At 68.8% G+C, this 17,689-nt stretch carries 14 protein-coding genes and 1 tRNA gene; 13 read left to right on the top strand and 2 right to left on the bottom strand.

The window, feature by feature from the left end; all coding sequences use genetic code 11:
* Positions 1 to 107 precede the first annotated feature (107 nt).
* Entirely contained in the window at positions 108 to 845 is a 738-nt protein-coding gene (gene recO, locus QU602_RS10650) for a DNA repair protein RecO (RefSeq protein ID WP_308796421.1), read from the top strand.
* Positions 842 to 1,666, top strand: coding sequence for an isoprenyl transferase (locus QU602_RS10645; RefSeq protein ID WP_308796420.1), 825 nt, complete (start codon positions 842 to 844; stop codon positions 1,664 to 1,666). Before recO ends, QU602_RS10645 begins: the two co-directional genes overlap by 4 nt.
* Here the strand turns inward: QU602_RS10645 and QU602_RS10640 are convergent, their stop codons facing one another.
* The gene (locus QU602_RS10640; RefSeq protein WP_308796419.1) at positions 1,667 to 2,146 is read right to left on the bottom strand and encodes a hypothetical protein; all 480 of its coding nucleotides are present in this window, start codon (positions 2,144 to 2,146) and stop codon (positions 1,667 to 1,669) included. It lies immediately after the preceding gene.
* Between the two features lie 80 nt (positions 2,147 to 2,226).
* Between QU602_RS10640 and QU602_RS10635 the strand changes: the two genes are divergently transcribed.
* On the top strand, positions 2,227 to 2,892 hold the full coding sequence (locus tag QU602_RS10635) for a DsbA family oxidoreductase (protein ID WP_308796418.1): 666 nt from the start codon (positions 2,227 to 2,229) through the stop codon (positions 2,890 to 2,892).
* Positions 2,889 to 3,059 carry a hypothetical protein gene (locus tag QU602_RS10630; RefSeq protein ID WP_308796417.1) on the top strand — a complete coding sequence of 57 codons (171 nt, stop codon included), beginning with the start codon at positions 2,889 to 2,891 and terminating at the stop codon, positions 3,057 to 3,059. Before QU602_RS10635 ends, QU602_RS10630 begins: the two co-directional genes overlap by 4 nt.
* 115 nt (positions 3,060 to 3,174) lie before the next feature.
* Here QU602_RS10630 and QU602_RS10625 read toward each other — a convergent pair whose 3' ends face one another.
* A complete protein-coding gene (locus tag QU602_RS10625; RefSeq protein ID WP_308800150.1) occupies positions 3,175 to 3,654 on the bottom strand; it encodes an aminoacyl-tRNA deacylase in 480 nt (159 codons plus the stop codon).
* Positions 3,655 to 3,747: 93 nt separating this feature from the next.
* On the opposite strand from QU602_RS10625, the gene dusB reads away from it, so the two are divergent.
* The 9 genes from dusB to QU602_RS10580 all read left to right on the top strand — a co-directional run bounded on the left by dusB (position 3,748) and on the right by QU602_RS10580 (position 14,947).
* Entirely contained in the window at positions 3,748 to 4,902 is a 1,155-nt protein-coding gene (gene dusB / locus QU602_RS10620; protein ID WP_308796416.1) for a tRNA dihydrouridine synthase DusB, read from the top strand.
* Between the two features lies 1 nt (position 4,903).
* Entirely contained in the window at positions 4,904 to 6,160 is a 1,257-nt protein-coding gene (locus QU602_RS10615) for a deoxyguanosinetriphosphate triphosphohydrolase (protein WP_308796415.1), read from the top strand.
* A gap of 65 nt (positions 6,161 to 6,225) precedes the next feature.
* Complete coding sequence (gene dnaG, locus QU602_RS10610; RefSeq protein ID WP_308796414.1) at positions 6,226 to 8,121, top strand: DNA primase; 1,896 nt, start codon at positions 6,226 to 6,228, stop codon at positions 8,119 to 8,121.
* A 206-nt stretch (positions 8,122 to 8,327) separates the two neighbouring features.
* Complete coding sequence (locus QU602_RS10605) at positions 8,328 to 9,962, top strand: ABC transporter substrate-binding protein (protein ID WP_308796413.1); 1,635 nt, start codon at positions 8,328 to 8,330, stop codon at positions 9,960 to 9,962.
* A gap of 104 nt (positions 9,963 to 10,066) precedes the next feature.
* The gene (locus tag QU602_RS10600) at positions 10,067 to 11,161 is read left to right on the top strand and encodes an ABC transporter permease (RefSeq protein WP_308796412.1); all 1,095 of its coding nucleotides are present in this window, start codon (positions 10,067 to 10,069) and stop codon (positions 11,159 to 11,161) included.
* 2 nt (positions 11,162 to 11,163) lie between these two features.
* A complete protein-coding gene (locus QU602_RS10595; RefSeq protein ID WP_308796411.1) occupies positions 11,164 to 12,234 on the top strand; it encodes an ABC transporter permease in 1,071 nt (356 codons plus the stop codon).
* Positions 12,231 to 13,919 carry an ABC transporter ATP-binding protein gene (locus tag QU602_RS10590; RefSeq protein ID WP_308796410.1) on the top strand — a complete coding sequence of 563 codons (1,689 nt, stop codon included), beginning with the start codon at positions 12,231 to 12,233 and terminating at the stop codon, positions 13,917 to 13,919. The genes QU602_RS10595 and QU602_RS10590 overlap by 4 nt, the downstream gene beginning before the upstream one ends.
* Positions 13,919 to 14,782: an ATP-binding cassette domain-containing protein gene (locus tag QU602_RS10585; RefSeq protein ID WP_308796409.1), complete on the top strand. Its 864-nt coding sequence runs from the start codon at positions 13,919 to 13,921 to the stop codon at positions 14,780 to 14,782. The genes QU602_RS10590 and QU602_RS10585 overlap by 1 nt, the downstream gene beginning before the upstream one ends.
* A gap of 92 nt (positions 14,783 to 14,874) precedes the next feature.
* Positions 14,875 to 14,947: transfer RNA gene (locus QU602_RS10580), tRNA-Asn, on the top strand.
* Positions 14,948 to 17,689 lie beyond the last annotated feature (2,742 nt).

Below are 17,689 nucleotides of genomic sequence, written 5' to 3'. Positions count from 1 at the left end.
GCGCCCGCGCACGCGTGCCGCCGAGGCATCCGCTCGTCGCGCCGTGCTGCGTCGCGCGCGACGCGCCGTGCGCCGCGACCGACGGTGGCGGGTGGGAGAATCGAGGGGTGCCGGTCTACCGAGATGAAGCCGTCGTGCTGCGCACCCACAAGCTGGGTGAGGCCGACCGCATCGTCACGCTCCTGACCCGCCGGCACGGCAAGGTGCGCGCGGTCGCGAAGGGGGTCCGGCGCACGGCGTCGAAGTTCGGCGCGCGGCTCGAGCCGTTCATGGTCGCCGACCTGCAGCTGTACGAGGGCCGCACGCTCGACGTCATCACGCAGGCCGAGTCGCTCGGGTCGTACGGCGCTGAGATCTCGCAGGACTACGCGGCCTACACCGCGGCGAACGCGATGGTCGAGACCGCCGACCGGGTGACCGAGGCCGAGGGGTCGCTGCAGCAGTACCTGCTGCTCGTGGGTGCGTTGCGTTCGCTCTCGCGTCGCGAGCACGGCCCGACGCTCACACTCGACTCGTACCTGCTGCGCTCGCTCGCGCTGGCGGGCTGGGCGCCGAGCTTCCAGGACTGCGCCAGGTGCGGTCGCGAGGGCGAGCACACGGCGGTCATCGTGCAGCTCGGCGGCATCGTGTGCGACGCGTGCGCGCCGCCCGGGTCGCCGCGCATCGACCGGGCGACGATCGGTCTGCTCGGTGCGCTGCTCACCGGCGACTGGGCGCACGCCGAAGCCGCGCCCGATCGCGACCGCAACCAGGCGAGCGGCATCGTCGCCGCCTACACTCAGTGGCATCTCGAGCGGGGTCTCCGCTCGCTGCCGCACGTGACGAGAGAATCCGCATCGACGTGAGCCCGAAGCCGTACACGCACAAGGACGCGGTGCCCTATCGCCCGCTCGACTGGACCGGGCTGTATCCGCCCGTGCTGCCGAAGGGTGCCGTGCCTGAGCACGTGGCCGTCGTCATGGACGGCAACGGGCGGTGGGCGAACCGTCGGGGGCTGACTCGCATCGAGGGGCACAAGGCCGGCGAGGCCGCACTGCTCGACGTCGTCGCGGGTGCCGTGCAGGCCGGCGTGAAGCACCTGTCGGTGTACGCGTTCTCGACCGAGAACTGGAAGCGCAGCCCCGACGAGGTGCGCTTCCTCATGGGCTACAACCGCGACGTGCTGCACCGACGCCGCGACCAGTTGAACGAGTGGGGGGTGCGTATCCGGTGGGCGGGGCGCAAGCCCCGGCTCTGGAAGTCGGTCATCGAGGAGCTGCAGTACGCCGAGCGGCTCACGGCGGGCAACGACACGCTCACGCTCACCATGTGCGTGAACTACGGCGGGCGGAACGAGCTCGTCGATGCGGTGCGCCGCATCGCGGATGACGTGGCGGCGGGGCGAATTCGACCGTCGGCGGTGTCGGAGAAGCTCATCGGGCGAAATCTCTATGTGCCCGAGCTGCCCGACGTCGACCTGTTCGTGCGGAGCTCGGGGGAGCAGCGCACGTCGAACTTCCTGCTCTGGCAATCGGCGTACGCCGAGATGGTCTTCCTCGATACGCTCTGGCCCGACTTCTCGCGCGTCGACCTGTGGCGCGCGATCGAGCTGTACGCGAGCCGCAACCGCCGCTTCGGCGGCGCCGTCGACACGCCGGGCGCGGCGGCGGGCGGGGCGCCGGCCTGATCAGGGGCGGTAGGCCCGAGTGACGTCGTTCGTGCAGGTCGCCGTGATGAGCACCTTCTGGTCGCCCGCCTCGAGCGTCGGGTCGTAGTGCAGCGCCTTCGCCCGGCGCGCGTCCGCAGACCAGCCGGTGACGTATCCGCTCTGGGTCACCGGTTCGCTGCCGAGGATCACCCGGATGTCGGGGTCCTTGATGACGGTCACCCCGCGCGGTGCGCTCGGGTCCGTTCGCTCGTCGACCAGGAAGGGAAGCATGTCCGGGCAGGTGTAGGCGGGAATGGCCTCTTCGGTGTTCGGCCGCAGCGTGCTCTGCCACGCGACGAAGGTCCACGGCTCGCTGCCGGCCGTGGCGGTGGTCCCCGACCCGTGTGCGGCGTGGGCCGGGGCGGAGGCCGATCCGCCGATCACGCCGATCGCGATCGCGGCGACGGCCAGCGAGCACAGCGCGGAACGGCGGGTCGTGTCCAGGATGAAGGAACGCATGCGACCAGTATATTGGCTTTGCAGCTGACAATTCGCTGACGAGCGGGAATCAGCGCGTGATCCGTGCGGTTGGAGCAGATGTGACTTCACCGATCAAAATCGACATCTGGTCTGACATCGCGTGCCCGTGGTGCTACATCGGCAAGCGCCACCTCGAAGCGGGCATCGCGGCGCTCGGCGACGACGCGCCCGAGATCGAGATCGAGTATCACTCGTTCGAGCTGTCGCCCGACACCCCGCTCGACTTCGAGGGCTCGACGGTCGAGTACCTGTCTCGGGTGAAAGGCATGCCGGTCGCGCAGGTCGAGCAGATGCTGCAGCACGTCACGGGCGTCGCCGCGAACGCGGGCCTCGACTACCACTTCGAGCTCGTCGCGCACACGAAGACGCTCAAGGCGCACGAGCTGCTGCACTTCGCGAAGGCGCACGGCAAGCAGCTCGAGCTGAAGGAGCGCCTGCTCAAGGCCTACTTCGTCGAGGGCGGCCGGGTGAACCGCATCGACCAGCTCGTCGGCTTCGCCGAGGAGGTCGGCCTCGACGGTGCCGAAGCGCGCGAGGCGCTCGAGTCGGGTCGCTACGCCGCCGACGTGCAGGCCGACATCGCGCAGGCGCGCACCTACGGCATCAACGGCGTGCCGTTCTTCGTGCTCGACGGCAAGTACGGCATCTCGGGCGCCCAGCCCGCCGAGGTCTTCAGCCAGGCGATCACGCAGGTCGCGGGCGAGCGCGAGGGGAGCGCCGCGTGAGCGCGCCGGTCGAACCGGCGACGGATGCCTCGGGGCAGGCGGCGGTGACGGATGCCTCGGGGCAGGCGGCGGTGGCCACCCCGTTCACCATGGTGACCGGCGACCCCGCGGCGATGGTCTGCACCGACGACGTCTGCTTCATCCGGGGGACCCAGCCGCCCGCCTGATCCGGCCAGCTCACGTTGGAGGTCGTTTCTCGTGACGGAGGTCGGTTCGTTCCGACCTCCAACACGAGAAACGACCTCCATCGCGGGACTCGGTCCGAGCGGTGTGGACGAGGGGCTACTCGGGGTCGGTGATGTCGGCGACGGTGGCGCCGAAGGCGGCGATGAGGGCGTCGGCGTCGACGAAGAGGCTTCGGCCGTGCTCGCCGGCGCCCATCGAGACGCGACGGCCGGCGATGGTCTCGTCGGCGACCACCGGCCAGGCCGTCGTGGAGCCGAGCGGCGTGATGGTGCCGCGCTCGTAGCCGGTCGCCGCGAGTGCGAGCGAGGCATCCGGCAGCTGGAGCTTGTTGACGCCGAGGAGCGTGCGGAGCTTGGGCCAGCTGATCTTGCGACCACCGGGCACGAGCGCGAAGACGTAGGTGTCGTCGCTGCGCTTCACGACGAGCGACTTCACGATGTCGCCGGGGGAGATGCCGAGCAGGCTCGCGGCCTCCTCGAGGCTCCGCGCAGCGGGCCGCTCGATGACCTCGACCTCGAGGCCTCGTGCCGCGGCATCCGCCCGCACCCGCTCGACGCCCGTCGCCGCATCCGCCATCTCGTCCTCCACAGGTCCGCCTCGTCGAATCCTACGCACAGTCGGCCCGCCGGCTGCCGGGACGGCGCGCGAAATCTGGGAGAATCGGACCCGATGTCACTCACCACCGCCACCCCCGGCCCGCTCACGATCGGCGGGATCGAACTCGACGTGCCCGTCGTGCTCGCGCCGATGGCCGGCATCACGAACACCGCCTTCCGGCGGCTCTGCCGCGAGTTCGGCGCCGGCCTCTACGTCAGCGAGATGATCACGAGCCGTGCGCTCGTCGAGCGCACCCCCGAGTCGATGCGGCTCATCACGCACCACGAGTCCGAGTCGCTGCGGTCGATCCAGCTCTACGGCGTCGACCCGAAGACCGTCGCCGAGGCGGTCACCATGCTCGTCGCCGAAGACCGCGCCGACCACATCGACCTCAATTTCGGCTGCCCCGTGCCCAAGGTCACCCGTAAGGGCGGCGGCGCGGCGCTGCCCTGGAAGAGCGGCCTCTTCCGAGACATCGTCGAGGGCGCGGTGAAGGCGGCCGGCGACGTGCCGCTCACGATCAAGATGCGCAAAGGCATCGACGCCGATCACCTCACCTACCTCGAGGCCGGTCGCATCGCCGAGGGTGCGGGCGTCGCCTCGGTCGCGCTGCACGCGCGCACCGCCGCCGAGTTCTACTCGGGCCAGGCCGACTGGTCGGCGATCGCCAAGCTCAAAGAGACCGTGACCAGTGTGCCGGTGCTCGGCAACGGCGACATCTGGTCGGCCGACGACGCGCTGCGCATGGTCGCCGAGACCGGCTGCGACGGCGTCGTCGTCGGGCGCGGTTGCCTCGGGCGGCCCTGGCTCTTCGGTGACCTCGCGGCGGCCTTCAAGGGTGAGTCCGTCACGTACCGGCCCAGCCTGGGCGAGGTGGCCCGCACGTTCCGGCGGCATGCCGAGCTGCTGACCGAGTTCTTCGACAGCGAAGAGCGCGGCTGCCGAGACATCCGGAAGCACGTGGCCTGGTACTTCAAGGGGTACCCCGTGGGCGGCGAGCTCCGCGCGAAGCTCGCGACCGTCGAGTCGCTCGCCGCGCTCGATGATCTGCTCGCGACGCTCGACTGGTCCATGCCGTACCCGGGTGAGGGTGCCGAAGGGCCGCGCGGGCGGGCGGGTACGCCCAAGCAGCCCGCGCTGCCCGACAAATGGCTCGACTCGCAAGAGCTGGCCGGGCACGACCGGGTGACCCTCGTCGACGCCGAACTCGACACGAGCGGCGGCTGAGATGCGTGAACGACTGTTCGGCGACTACGGTGACGCCGACGCTGAACGCCGCCTGCCCGAAGAGCACTCCTCCCGCCGCAGCGACTTCGCGCGCGACCGTGCGCGCCTGTTGCACTCGAGCGCGCTGCGCCGGCTCGCCGCGAAGACGCAGGTGCTGAGCCCCACCGCGGGACTCGACTTCGCGCGCAACCGGCTGACGCACTCACTCGAGGTGGCGCAGATCGGTCGCGAACTCGCGACGAACCTCGCGCTCGACCCCGATGTCGTCGACACCGCGTGCCTCGCGCACGACCTCGGCCACCCACCTTTCGGCCACAATGGCGAGCGAGCGCTGAACACCTGGGCGGCCGACATCGGCGGGTTCGAGGGCAACGCACAGACGCTGCGCCTGCTGACCCGCCTCGAACCGAAGGTGTTCGGCCCCGATGGGCGGAGCTACGGTCTCAACCTCACGCGCGCCAGCCTCGACGCCAGCTGCAAGTACCCGTGGCCCGAGGCGTCGGGCGTTGCCGACCCGTCCGGCCGGCAGAAGTTCGGGTTCTACCACGACGACGTCGAGGTGTTCCGCTGGCTGCGTGCCGGTGCGCCCGAGCGGCGGCTCTGCATCGAGGCGCAGGTGATGGACCTCTCCGACGACATCGCGTACTCGGTGCACGACTTCGAAGACGCCGTGGTCAACGGGTACATCGACGTGGCCGCGCTCGGGGCGCGCGTCGACCACGACGAGCTCGTGGCCTCGATGTCCGAGTGGATCGGCGGGTCCATCCCCGACGACGAGCTCATGGCGGCCTTCGATCGGCTCGACTCGCTCGACGTCTGGATCGACACGTGGGACGGCAGCCGGCGAGACCAGGCGAAGCTGAAGAACCTCACGAGCCAGCTCATCGGGCGGTTCGCACACGCCGCGACCGACGCGACCCGGTCGGCCTTCCCGCTTGCGACCCTGATCAGATTCGACGCAGACGTCGTCGTGCCACGGAGCATCCAGGCCGAGATCGCGGTGCTCAAGGGCATCGTGGCGACCTTCGTGATGAGCCGCAACACCCGGCAGCCGATCTACCACCAGCAACGCCAGGTGCTGACCGCGCTGGCCGACGCGCTGTTCGCCACCGGCGATGCCGAGCTCGACCCCGGCTTCGCCGAAGACTGGCGTGCCGCCGGCGACGATGCCACCCGGAAGCGCGTCGTCGTCGACCAGGTCGCGAGTCTCACCGATCAGTCCGCGCTCGCGTGGTACGAGCGGCTCGTGCAGCGATGACGCGGCGGTGACGCGGCGATGACCACGCTGCCCGGCGCACCCGCCCGCGACCGTAGGATGTGAGGATGGCGGGCCGGATACGACAGAGCGATGTCGAAGAGGTCAAGGCTCGCACGAACATCGCCGACATCATCGGCGAGCACGTGAGCCTGAAGTCGGCCGGCGTCGGAGCGCTGAAGGGCCTCTGCCCGTTCCACGACGAGCGCAGCCCGAGCTTCAACGTGCGCCCGCAGCTCGGCTACTACCACTGCTTCGGCTGCGGCGAGTCGGGCGACGTGTACACCTTCCTGCAGAAGATCGACCACGTCTCGTTCAGCGAAGCCGTCGAGCGCATGGCGGGCCGCATCGCCTACCAGCTGCACTACGAAGAGGGCGGCGGGCCCGCCCAAGACCACGGCAACCGCGCCCGGCTGCTCGCGGCGAACCAGGCCGCCGCCGAGTTCTTCACCGAGCAGCTCGTGGCCCCCGAGGCCGATCCCGGCCGCCGCTTCCTCGGTGAGCGCGGGTTCGACGCCGAGGCCGCACGCCGTTTCGGGGTCGGATTCGCGCCGAAGAGCTGGGATCGTCTCACCAACCACCTCAAGGGCCGGGGCTTCAGCGTCGACGAGCTCGCCGCAGCCGGCCTCGTGTCGCAGGGGCGCGGCGTGTACGACCGCTTCCGTGGCCGGCTCGTCTGGCCGATCCGCGATGTCACCGGGCAGACGGTCGGCTTCGGTGCCCGTCGGCTGCTCGACGACGACGACGGCCCCAAATATCTCAACACGCCCGAAACCGCGATCTACCGCAAGGCGCAGGTGCTCTACGGGCTCGACCTCGCCAAGCGCGACATCTCGCGCAACCACCGTGTGGTCGTCGTCGAGGGCTACACCGACGTCATGGCGTGCCATGTCGCGGGCGTCACCACCGCGATCGCCACCTGCGGCACGGCGTTCGGGGTCGAACACATCCGGGTGCTGCGCCGGGTGCTCGGCGACGACGCCGGCGGCGAGGTGATCTTCACGTTCGACGGCGATGCGGCGGGTCAGCAGGCGGCCATGCGCGCCTTCGCCGACGAGCAGCGGTTCACCGCGCAGACCTACGTCGCGGTCGCGCCCGACGGTCTCGACCCGTGCGACCTGCGGCTCGCGCGCGGCGACCACGCCGTGCGTACGCTCGTCGAGCAGAAGACGCCGATGTTCGAGTTCGTGATCCGGCACACGCTGTCCCGGTTCGACCTCGACACCGTCGAGGGCCGGGTGGGCGCCCTGCGCGCCGCGGCGCCCGCCGTCGCTGACATCCGTGATGCGTCGCTCAGGCCCGGCTACACGCGCGAGCTCGCGCGCATGCTCGGCATGGAGCTGGCCGAGGTCGAGCGTGCGGTGCGCGGAGCGAAGAGCGGCCGCGCACGCGAGTCGGGCGACCGGCGCGGGAACGAGGCATCCGGAGCGCCTTCCGCGCCCGGCGCGCCCGCCGACCGCGATCGGCCGGCCGAGGTTCCTGCGCGCCCGTTCTCGATCACCGACCTCCCCGCCGACCCCTCGACGAGGCTGGAACGTGACGCGCTGCAGGCCATGCTGCAGTTCCCCGACGTGGCCGGGGTCGAACTGCTCGCGCAGGCGACGGACACCCGGTTCGGCAACGAGACGCTCGCGGTCGTGCGCGACGGGGTCGCGTCGGTGCTCGCCGGGGGCGGTGCGCTGAGCGTGGACCGTGTCGTCGCCGAGGTGCCGGCCCCCTACGCGAGCATCGTGCACCAGCTCGTCGTCGCGCCGGTGCCGCAGAGCAGCGAGGCGGTGCTCACCGCATACGTCCGCGGCGTGCTGACCGCGCTCGTCGAGCGCGAGCTGCTGCGGCAGAAGCGCGAGCTGCTCGGGCGCTTGCAACGCACCGATCCCGGAGACCGCGAGACCTTCGCGACCATCCAGCGCGCACTCGTCGACCTCGAACGCGAGCGCCGCTCGCTGGGCCCCGAGGATGCATGAGCCCGGCGAAGCCGACGAACCTTCTCCGCTTCATGCTCATCTGCGCGCACATTCTGCGGGCAACGTTGCACTTCGATAAACACTCCGACGCTCGAACGGGCTGAATGCCACCGATGCTGCGCAGCCGTGCTACATCTGGGACATCGACCAAAGCGCCGGCGCTCTCGTCCGCGCGCTCGTTCCCCAAACGGAAGAGGTAGACGCAGATGACGTCCGCATTCCAGGGCCGCCGCGCATTCGTCGCGGTGGCCGGCTTCTCGGTGGCCGCGCTCACCCTCGCCGGCTGCACCGCCGGCGGTGGCGGAGATGACGGCGGCGGCTCCGCCGACTCGCTCACGATCGGCACGACCGAGCAGATCACTTCGCTCGACCCGGCCGGCTCGTACGACAACGGTTCGTTCGCCGTGATGAACCAGGTCTACCCGTTCCTGCTGAACACGCCGTACGGCAGCCCCGACGTCGAACCCGACATCGCGGCGTCGGCGGAGTTCACCTCCGAGAACCAGTACACCGTGACGCTCAAAGAGGGGCTGACCTTCGCGAACGGCAACGAGCTGACGTCGTCCGACGTCAAGTTCACGTTCGATCGCCAGCTCGCCATCGCTGACCCGAACGGGCCGTCGTCGCTGCTCTACAACCTCGAGTCGATCGACACCCCCGACGATCTCACCGTCGTCTTCAACCTGAAGTCGCCGAACGACCAGATCTTCCCGCAGATCCTGTCGAGCCCTGCCGGGCCGATCGTGGACGAAGACGTCTTCTCGGCCGACTCGGTCACCAGTGACGACGAGATCGTCGACGGCAACGCGTTCGCCGGCCAGTACACGATCACGAACTACAACTTCAACGAGCTCGTGTCGTACGCGGCGAACGCCGACTACCAGGGCCTGCTCGGCGCCGCCGAGACCGACACCGTCAACGTCCGGTACTACACGGATGCCTCGAACCTGAAGCTGGACGTCCAGGAGGGCAACATCGACGTCGCGCACCGCACCCTCAGCGCGACCGACGTCGAAGACCTCCGCGGCAACGACAACGTGAAGGTCGTCGACGGTCCGGGCGGCGAGATCCGGTACCTGGTGTTCAACTTCAACACCATGCCGTTCGGTGCGACGACGGCTGAGGCCGACCCGGCGAAGGCGCTTGCCGTGCGCCAGGCGATCGCCGACCTGATCGACCGCGACGCGATCTCGGAGGAGGTGTACAAGGGCACCTTCACGCCGCTGTACTCCTACGTCCCCGAGGGGCTGACCGGCGCCAACGAGTCGCTCAAGGGCCTGTATGGCGACGGCAACGGTGCGCCCGACGCCGACAAGGCCGCGGAGCGGCTCAGCGCCGCGGGCGTGGAGACCCCCCTCGACATCTCGATCCAGTATGTCTCCGAGCGCTACGGCCCGTCATCCTCCGACGAGTACGCGATCATCAAGGAGAACCTCGAGGAGTCCGGCCTGTTCACGGTCAACCTGCAGTCCACCGAGTGGGTGCAGTACAGCGAGGACCGCGTCGCCGACCTGTACCCGGCGTACCAGCTCGGCTGGTTCCCCGACTACTCGGACGCCGACAACTACCTCACGCCGTTCTTCCTCACGGAGAACTTCCTGTCGAACCACTACGACAACCCCGAGGTGAACGACCTCGTGCTGGAGCAGGCGGTCACCGCCGACGAGGCGGCGCGCACGGCGCTCATCGAGGAGATCCAGGACAAGGTCGCAGCCGATCTGTCGACCATCCCGTACATGCAGGGAGCCCAGGTCGCCGTGGTCGGGACCGACGTGCAGGGTGCCGAGGACACGCTCGACGCGTCGTTCAAGTTCCGCTACGCCGCACTCTCGAAGGGGTGACCGGCGCGGACTAGAGTCGAACCCACTCCATGACGGGGGCGGCCCGCTCACGCGGGTCGCCCCCGCCCCATGCACGCTGTTGTCCCAAGCAAGCTGAGGAACCCATGACCGCAGTCGATGCGCTCACGACCACCGAGGGGCCGCAAGGCCCACGTCGGGCCAGGTCGCGCGCCGCCGGTGGCGGGTTCGGACGATATCTGCTCGTCCGATTCCTGCTGATCATCCCCACCATCTTCATCCTCGTCACACTCGTCTTCTTCCTGATGCGGCTGACGGGCGACCCCATCACCGCGGCACAGGGCGGTCGGCTGAGCGCGGAACAGCTCGCCGAGCTCCGCGCCGAAGCCGGGTACGACCGGCCGATCTTCGTCCAGTACCTCGAGTACCTCGGCCAGATCGTCGTCCTCGACTTCGGGACGACACTCACCACGAACCGGCCCGTCTTCGAAGTGCTCATGACGTACGGACCCGCCACGTTCGAGCTGGTCTTCTACTCGCTCATCGTCGCGTTCGCCGTCGGCATCCCGCTCGGCCTGCTTGCGGCGTATCACCGCGACAAGCCGCAGGACGCGATCTTCCGCGTGCTCGCCATCTACTGGTACGCGGTCCCGGTCTTCTTCGCCGGGCTCATCCTGAAGCTCATCTTCTCGGTCTGGCTGAAGTGGTTGCCGGTCGCCGGTCGCTCCGACGTCGAGTCCGAGATCGCGATGCAGATGTTGCCGAACCGCACCGGCTTCTACACGATCGACGCCATCATGACGGGCGACCCGCAAGTGCTCGGCGACGTGCTCGCGCACGCGGTGCTGCCCTCGATCGCGCTCGGCCTGCTGACCGCCGGCATCTTCCTGCGGCTCGTGCGGACGAACGTCATCGGCACGCTCAACACCGACTACGTCGATGCGGCGCGCTCACGGGGTGTGCGCGAGTCGCGCCTGCTGCGAAAGCACGCCTACCGGCCGGCGCTCATCCCGATCATCACCGTCATCGGGCTGCAGATCGCGCTGCTGCTCGGCGGCGCGGTGCTGACCGAGACGACGTTCGAGTGGAAGGGGCTCGGATTCATCCTCGCCCGCTTCCTCGAGTCGCGTGACTTCGTCGCCGTGCAGGGCATCGTGGCGCTGCTGGCGGTGATCGTCGCGGTCACGAACTTCCTCGTCGACATCATCGCGGCGTTCGTCGACCCGAGGGTGAGGTACTGACCATGACCGCCACCTCAGCTCCGGCGCCCAAGCGCCGCCTCGTCGACCGGCTGCCCGTCGTCCACCAGCTCAGGCAGAGCGTCGGGCTGCAGCGCGGCATGCTCGTCGCGGGCCTCGTGATGCTCGGCATCTTCATCTTCGCCGCGATCTTCGCACCGCTGCTCGCGCCGTACGGGTTCGCGCAGCGCAGCGCCGACGGCGAGTCCTTCGGCTCGCAGCAGCCGCCGTCGGCCGAGCACTGGTTCGGCACGACCGTCGGCGGGTACGACGTGCTGTCGCGGGTGATCTGGGGCTCGCAGACCGCCATCCTCACGATCATCGTCGCCGTGGTGGTGTCGATCTTCATCGGCGTCGCGCTCGGCCTGTACGCCGGCTATTTCGGCGGGTGGCTCGACCGGGTGCTCGTCGTCGTGAGCGACGCCATCTATGCGTTCCCGTCGTTGCTGCTCGCCATCGTGATGGCGATCGTCATCTCGGGCGGACAGTCGAGCCTCTGGGGCGGTGTGCTCGCCGCCGCCATCTCGATCACGGTGATCTACATCCCGCAGTACTTCCGCGTGATCCGTGCGGAGACGGTGCGCATCAAGGCCGAGGCGTACGTGGAGTCGGCGAAGGTGCTGGGCGCCTCGAACGGGCGGATCGTGTTCAAGCACGTGTTCCGCAACGCCACCCGTACGCTGCCGCTCATCATCACGTTGAACTCGTCCGAGGCGATCCTGACGCTGTCGGCACTCGGGTTCCTCGGCTTCGGCATCGAGCCGACGGCCGCGGCCGAGTGGGGATACGACCTCTCCAAGGCGCAGTCCGACGTGCTGAGCGGAATCTGGTGGACCGCGCTGTACCCGGGCCTCGCGATCGTGTTCACGGTGCTCGGCATCACGCTCGTCGGCGAGAGCCTGAACGACCTCGCCGACCCGCGCCTGCGCGGTCGCCGACGGGTCGCCCAGGCCGCCGGCCAGGTCGCCGAGACCTCGGTGGTGCCGGGTGGCACCCTCGTCGCCGGCCCGGGCGGCATCGACGGGCTGGAGCCCGGGGAGACGTTCGACGAGCACGGAATCGGAGTCAAGCGATGAGCCCCATCGTCAGCATCGAGAACCTGGGCGTGTCGTTCGCGACCGACGCCGGCGCCGTGAAGGCGGTCGACGACGTCTCGCTGCACGTTGAACGCGGCGAGGTGCTCGCGATCGTCGGCGAGTCCGGCAGCGGCAAGACCGTCACCGCCAAGACGATCCTGGGGCTGCTGCCGGAGACCGCGACCACGAACGGTGCGGTCATCCTCGCGAACCGCGAGGGCACGCGACGGCACGACGTGATCAGCCTCGACCTCGCGCAGTTGCGCGAGATCCGCGGCACCGATGTGGCCATGGTCTTCCAGGAGCCGTCGACCGCGCTGAACCCGGTCTATACCGTGGGCTGGCAGATCATGGAGGGGCTGCGTGCCCACGGCGACGTCTCGAAGCAGGAGGCGCGCGCCAAGGCGATCGACGTGCTGCGCCGCGTCGGCATCCCCGATCCCGAGCAGCGCATCGACCACTACCCGCATCAGTTCTCGGGCGGGCAGAAGCAGCGCATCGTGATCGCGATGGCACTCGTCCTCGATCCCGGGCTGATCGTGGCCGACGAGCCGACGACCGCGCTGGACGTGACCGTGCAGGCGGAGATCCTCGACCTGTTGCGGACGCTGCGCGACGAGTTCGGCACCGCCATCGTGCTCATCACGCACAACATGGGCGTGGTCGCCGACCTCGCCGACCGGGTCGCGGTCATGTACCAGGGCAACGTCGTCGAGCAGGCCGACGCCCGCACGCTGTTCTCGGCACCGCAGGCCGAGTACACCAAGCAGTTGCTCGCGTCGGTCCCGTACGTGGGGCACGGCGTCGCCCGGGCGGCCGAGCGCGCCGCGCAGCGGCCCGAGGGCTGGGCCGAGCAGGCGCCCGTGGTCGAGGCGCGGGGGCTCGAGATCGAGTACCCGGGCCGGTTCGGCCGGGCGGGCTTCCGGGCGGTGAAGGGAGTCGACTTCGTCATCCGCCCCGGCGAGGTGCTGGGTCTCGTGGGGGAGTCGGGGTCGGGCAAGACCACGATCGGCCGGGCCATCGCGGGGCTGACCGGCGTGACGAACGGCTCGCTCCAGGTGCTCGGACATGAGATGCGAGGCATCCGGGAGCGCGAGTTCCGGCCCGTCAGGAGCCGCATCGGCTTCGTGTTCCAGGATCCGGCCTCGAGCTTCAACCCGCTGCTCACGATCGCCGAGTGCGTGGCCGAGCCGCTGATCATCCACGGTCGTGCGGACTCGGCCTCCGGCGCACGCGCCCGCGTCGACGAGCTGCTCGAGGCGGTGCAGCTGCCGCGCGCCTATGGTGACCGGTATCCGCACGAGCTGTCGGGCGGGCAACGTCAGCGGGCGAGCCTCGCGCGGGCGCTCGCGCTCGAGCCCGAGCTGCTCATCGCCGACGAGCCGACGTCGGCGCTGGATGTCTCGGTGCAGGCGCGGGTGCTCGAGCTGTTCGGCGAGCTGCAGCGCGAGTTCGGCTTCGCCTCGCTGTTCATCAGTCACGACCTCGCCGTGGTCGACCTCCTCGTCGACCGCATCGCGGTGCTCTATCATGGGGAACTCGTCGAGGAGGGCACCGGCGCCGAGGTACTGGGCTCGCCGAGGCATCCGTACACGCAGCGTCTGCTCGCGAGCCTGCCCGTGCCCGACCCGGTCGCCCAGGCGGGGCGCCGAGCTGAGCTGCACCGCCTTCAGGAAGCTGGTTGATGCACCGTACACCCGCCCACGGCCATCCGATCGAGCTGAGCGACCTCTCGGTCGAGTACCCGGCGCACGGCGCATCCGAGGCGCACGTCGCGCTGCACGGCATCGAGTTCCGGCTCGCGCCGGGCGAGGTGGTCGGCGTGCTCGGCAGCGCGGGCAGCGGCAAGAGCACACTCGCGAAGGTGCTCTCGGGCGCGTACCTCGACCCGAAGGACGCGGAGGTGCGGCCGGTCGTCACCGGCGGCGAGGTGCGCGTGCTCGGTCGCCGCATGGGGCGACGGATGTCTCGTCGGCGCCTCGCCGAACACCAGTTCCACGTCGGCTACCTGCCCCAAGACGCCGCCGCGAGGCTGCCGGCCGACCGGTCCGTCGCCGAGCTCGTGGCCGAACCGATCCTCGCCCGCGATCGGCACTACGATCAGCGTGCGCTCACGTCGCGCGTGGCCTCCCTGGTCGATGCGGTCCGGCTGCCGCTCGGCATGCTCGACCGCTACCCGTACGAGCTGAGCGGCGGCCAGCGACAACGCGTCGCGATCGCCCGCTCGCTCGTGCTCGGCCCGATGCTCTACATCGCCGACGAGCCGACCGCGGGCATCGACCTGACGGTCCGCGACGTGGTCGCGCAGGTCATCACCGAGCTCCGCGCGTCGCAACGGTTCGCGGCGCTCGTGATCTCGCACGACCTGCCCGTGCTCCGCCGGGTCGCCGACCGCATCGCCGTCCTCGACCGTGGCGCGGTCGTCGCGCTGGGCACGATCGACGAAGTGCTCGAGGACCCCCACCACCCGTACGTGAAGGCGCTTGCCGGCGCGCTCGACGGCGGCCACGCGATCATCGACGACCTCGACCGCGGACCGGGTGCGTGACCCCTCGAAGGGGGCGTGTGCCGGGGCCGGCCTCGATTGGGAGTCCGGCCGCGGCTTTGCTAGGATTGTCGACGCTGCCGAACGCGCAGTGATCCTCCATAGCTCAATTGGCAGAGCAATCGGCTGTTAACCGATAGGTTCTTGGTTCGAGTCCAAGTGGGGGAGCAGATTACGCCGCCCGACCGGGGATTTCGGTCGGGCGGTGTTCTGTTCCCGGGACCGGGATCGCGTCGAATGCAAAATAGGTGCGAAATAGCGGTAGATGCTCCGTGGCATGGAGTGATACCTAGTGAAACGCCAGAAGGCCGCAGAGCGTTTGCTCTGACGGGCTTCTGAATGGCGTCTTGGTACCAGCTGGCCGCTTGCTCCTTCGCTGGCCGCTCGATGGTGGCGCGGCGGATCGCTTTCATTGCGCGCTTATCCAGTTCGACGAACCGGCCGCGCCGCACGTAGTGCTTGTGGAGTGTTTCGTCCTCGCCGGCTCTGGCGACCTTATGGCCGAGCAACTTCCTCGCATAACGTTCCGAGACTTCTTCGACGGCGGTCGCGATCGTTCGGCGCCACGCGTGAGACGTTATTCGCGGGAGTTCTGGATGTGCCTTGAGGATCGCCCGCCATTGCGAATCGAACTTGTTCGGGGACCGCCAGGTGCCACGAGCGCTCGGGAACAGCGGTGAATCGGCGGAGGCGCCTGACGTTGCTGCGAGTCGCCGTTGCAGAGGCTTCTCAGCCCAGCCCAGCCCAGCCCAGCCCAGCCCAGCCCAGCCCGTGACCGGGATGTTCCGTGCGCTCGAACTCGTTTTGAGTTTCCCATCCTGGTGCTTCGCCTCGCCCCTAGCGTCGACGATCGTCGCGACCACGTTTACGCGCCATTCCTGCTGCCTGGCGGTCGGCGGCAGGACTGAGCTGCGTCGAAGAGCGAGTGCTTCGCCAATGCGAAGGCCCGAGCCTGCCTGAAGCTGAAAGAGATCGAGCAACTGACCGTCCAGTCGGCGCCCTGGTACTCCCGGCCCTTGGCGGTAGTTCGCGATTGCGTGGAAGATCTCCGTCGCCTCCTGTGGGCGGACAATGACGATATCCTCGGCATCCTTCCTTGCCATCTTCGGGGTGATCGCGCCAAGCATGGGGTCGCTAGCGAGCGCTCTCTCGGCATGCGCGAGCTCGGTCATCTCCGAAAGCAGAATCTTGGCGTTGCGCGCTGCGGTCGCCCGGTCTGACAGTTCCCGCATGAGCTTGTTGACGCGGCCGACGGTCAGTTCGTCGATACGCCATCGGCCGAGCGAGCGCTCGATATGACGTGCTGACGAGCGGTAACGCTTCATAGATTGCTCTGCGACCCCTCTTTGAGCCTTGTAATCGAGTGCGACAGCCAGAAGTTTCGCGACCGTGTCGCCGGGCTTGAGCGAGTCGTCGGACGTCGTTGCCTCGAGAGAGTCGACGCCGAGCCCAGCGAGCTTCTCGAGGTACGTCTCAAGGTTCTGCTTCGCGATGGCGCGCGTGCGGCCGAGTCGGGACCGACGCTTAAATCGTCCGTCGACCGGTGACTTGTACAGCGCTGTGGCTTTGAAACCGTTGCTTCGGCCGGCGGTGTCCGTCAACTCGACAACGGTCACCTTCTGCCAGGATACGCATCCGCTGATGCGGGCTGGCCCCCTTCCGCTCCGCCTGAGGGCCTCCGCCCGCCCTGACAAACCCCTCGAGGGCGACCATTGGTCCAACTTGCGACAAGCCGGTGAGAAATCGGAGAGTACTTACAACAGGCAGGATCCCTGGAACTTCGGGGAAGTCCCGCCCCCACCCCGTCAAGTGTGACAAGTGCAGCAAGTTTCGCCAGCTCAGAGAACCAGACGAAAAGCGCGCTCGGCCCCAACGCCTCGGCTCATCTGCCACCAGCGTGCGAGCTGACTGCAAGACTTCTCGCACTTGTTGCAGCCTTTGTGTGCATCGGTGGTGGACAGCTTCGGTGACATCCGGCGCCGGGGGCGATGTGCTCCACCCGACCATCAAATCACCGGATTTCGTCCGCACCGACCGCGGTGGCGGTGCGTCCCGCGAGGACGCACCAACGCCGGCCGCGTCTCCCGGAACCGTGGCAAGCAGGTCGTTGGTGGTTCGGCGTATATCGCACTTCTTCTGCATCGCAGGTCAGCCGCGCATGAACGGACTGCCGCGGCTCAGGGCGAGCGCGGAAAGGAGGAGGTCTTGATGAAGGTCGGTTCGACGGTTGTGACGACGCAGAATATCGGCGGGTGGTCACGCGAATTCGTCCCCGCAGGATCGCGCTGAGTGGTGACTGAGCTGCGGCCGCTGACAGCTCGGTTCGTTCTAGGGACGCGGGCGGTCGAAGTGCGATTGTACGACGGTGAGTGGATGTAGTGGTGCCGCACCAAACGGGTTGCGCCGCGCAGGGGTACTTTGAGGACGATCCGAGCCTTATGGGCGGCGCCACATTAAACTCCGCACGCGGCCGTTCGCAGCGCGGCGGCGGCCGTCGGAGTTTAGCTGCGCTCGAACGCGGGCCTGCCGTGATGCTGAAGATACGCATCCGCCTCAGAGAATGGAGTCGCGTCGTAGACACTGACCAGTCGAGCGGAAGCGCACCGAACGTGGACGGTGCTGCATCGGACCTCACATGCTCGGCGGGCGATGGCTGTCCTATTCAGTATCAATGATGGCGGGGTTACATGTCGGGCGAGCCGACGGCGCACGCCAGCACCGGATGGCACATCAACTGGTGAGGCGGCGGGGCGAGCGGCCGACGATACCGTTCCGAAGTGACCGAACCAGACTTGACACGTTGTGTCCGTCGTTCGGGTAGGATCGCGGCGCTCTGATTCACCGACCCCACTTCGAGGCACGTCACCGCGGTTCGCCCCCACCTGCGGAGGCGTACTCGATAGAGTCGGC

Origin of the sequence: Agromyces protaetiae, from assembly GCF_030866785.1 — a bacterium.
Taxonomy (GTDB): Bacteria; Actinomycetota; Actinomycetes; order Actinomycetales; family Microbacteriaceae; genus Agromyces; species Agromyces silvae.
This window is presented reverse-complemented; position numbering and strand designations above follow the sequence as displayed.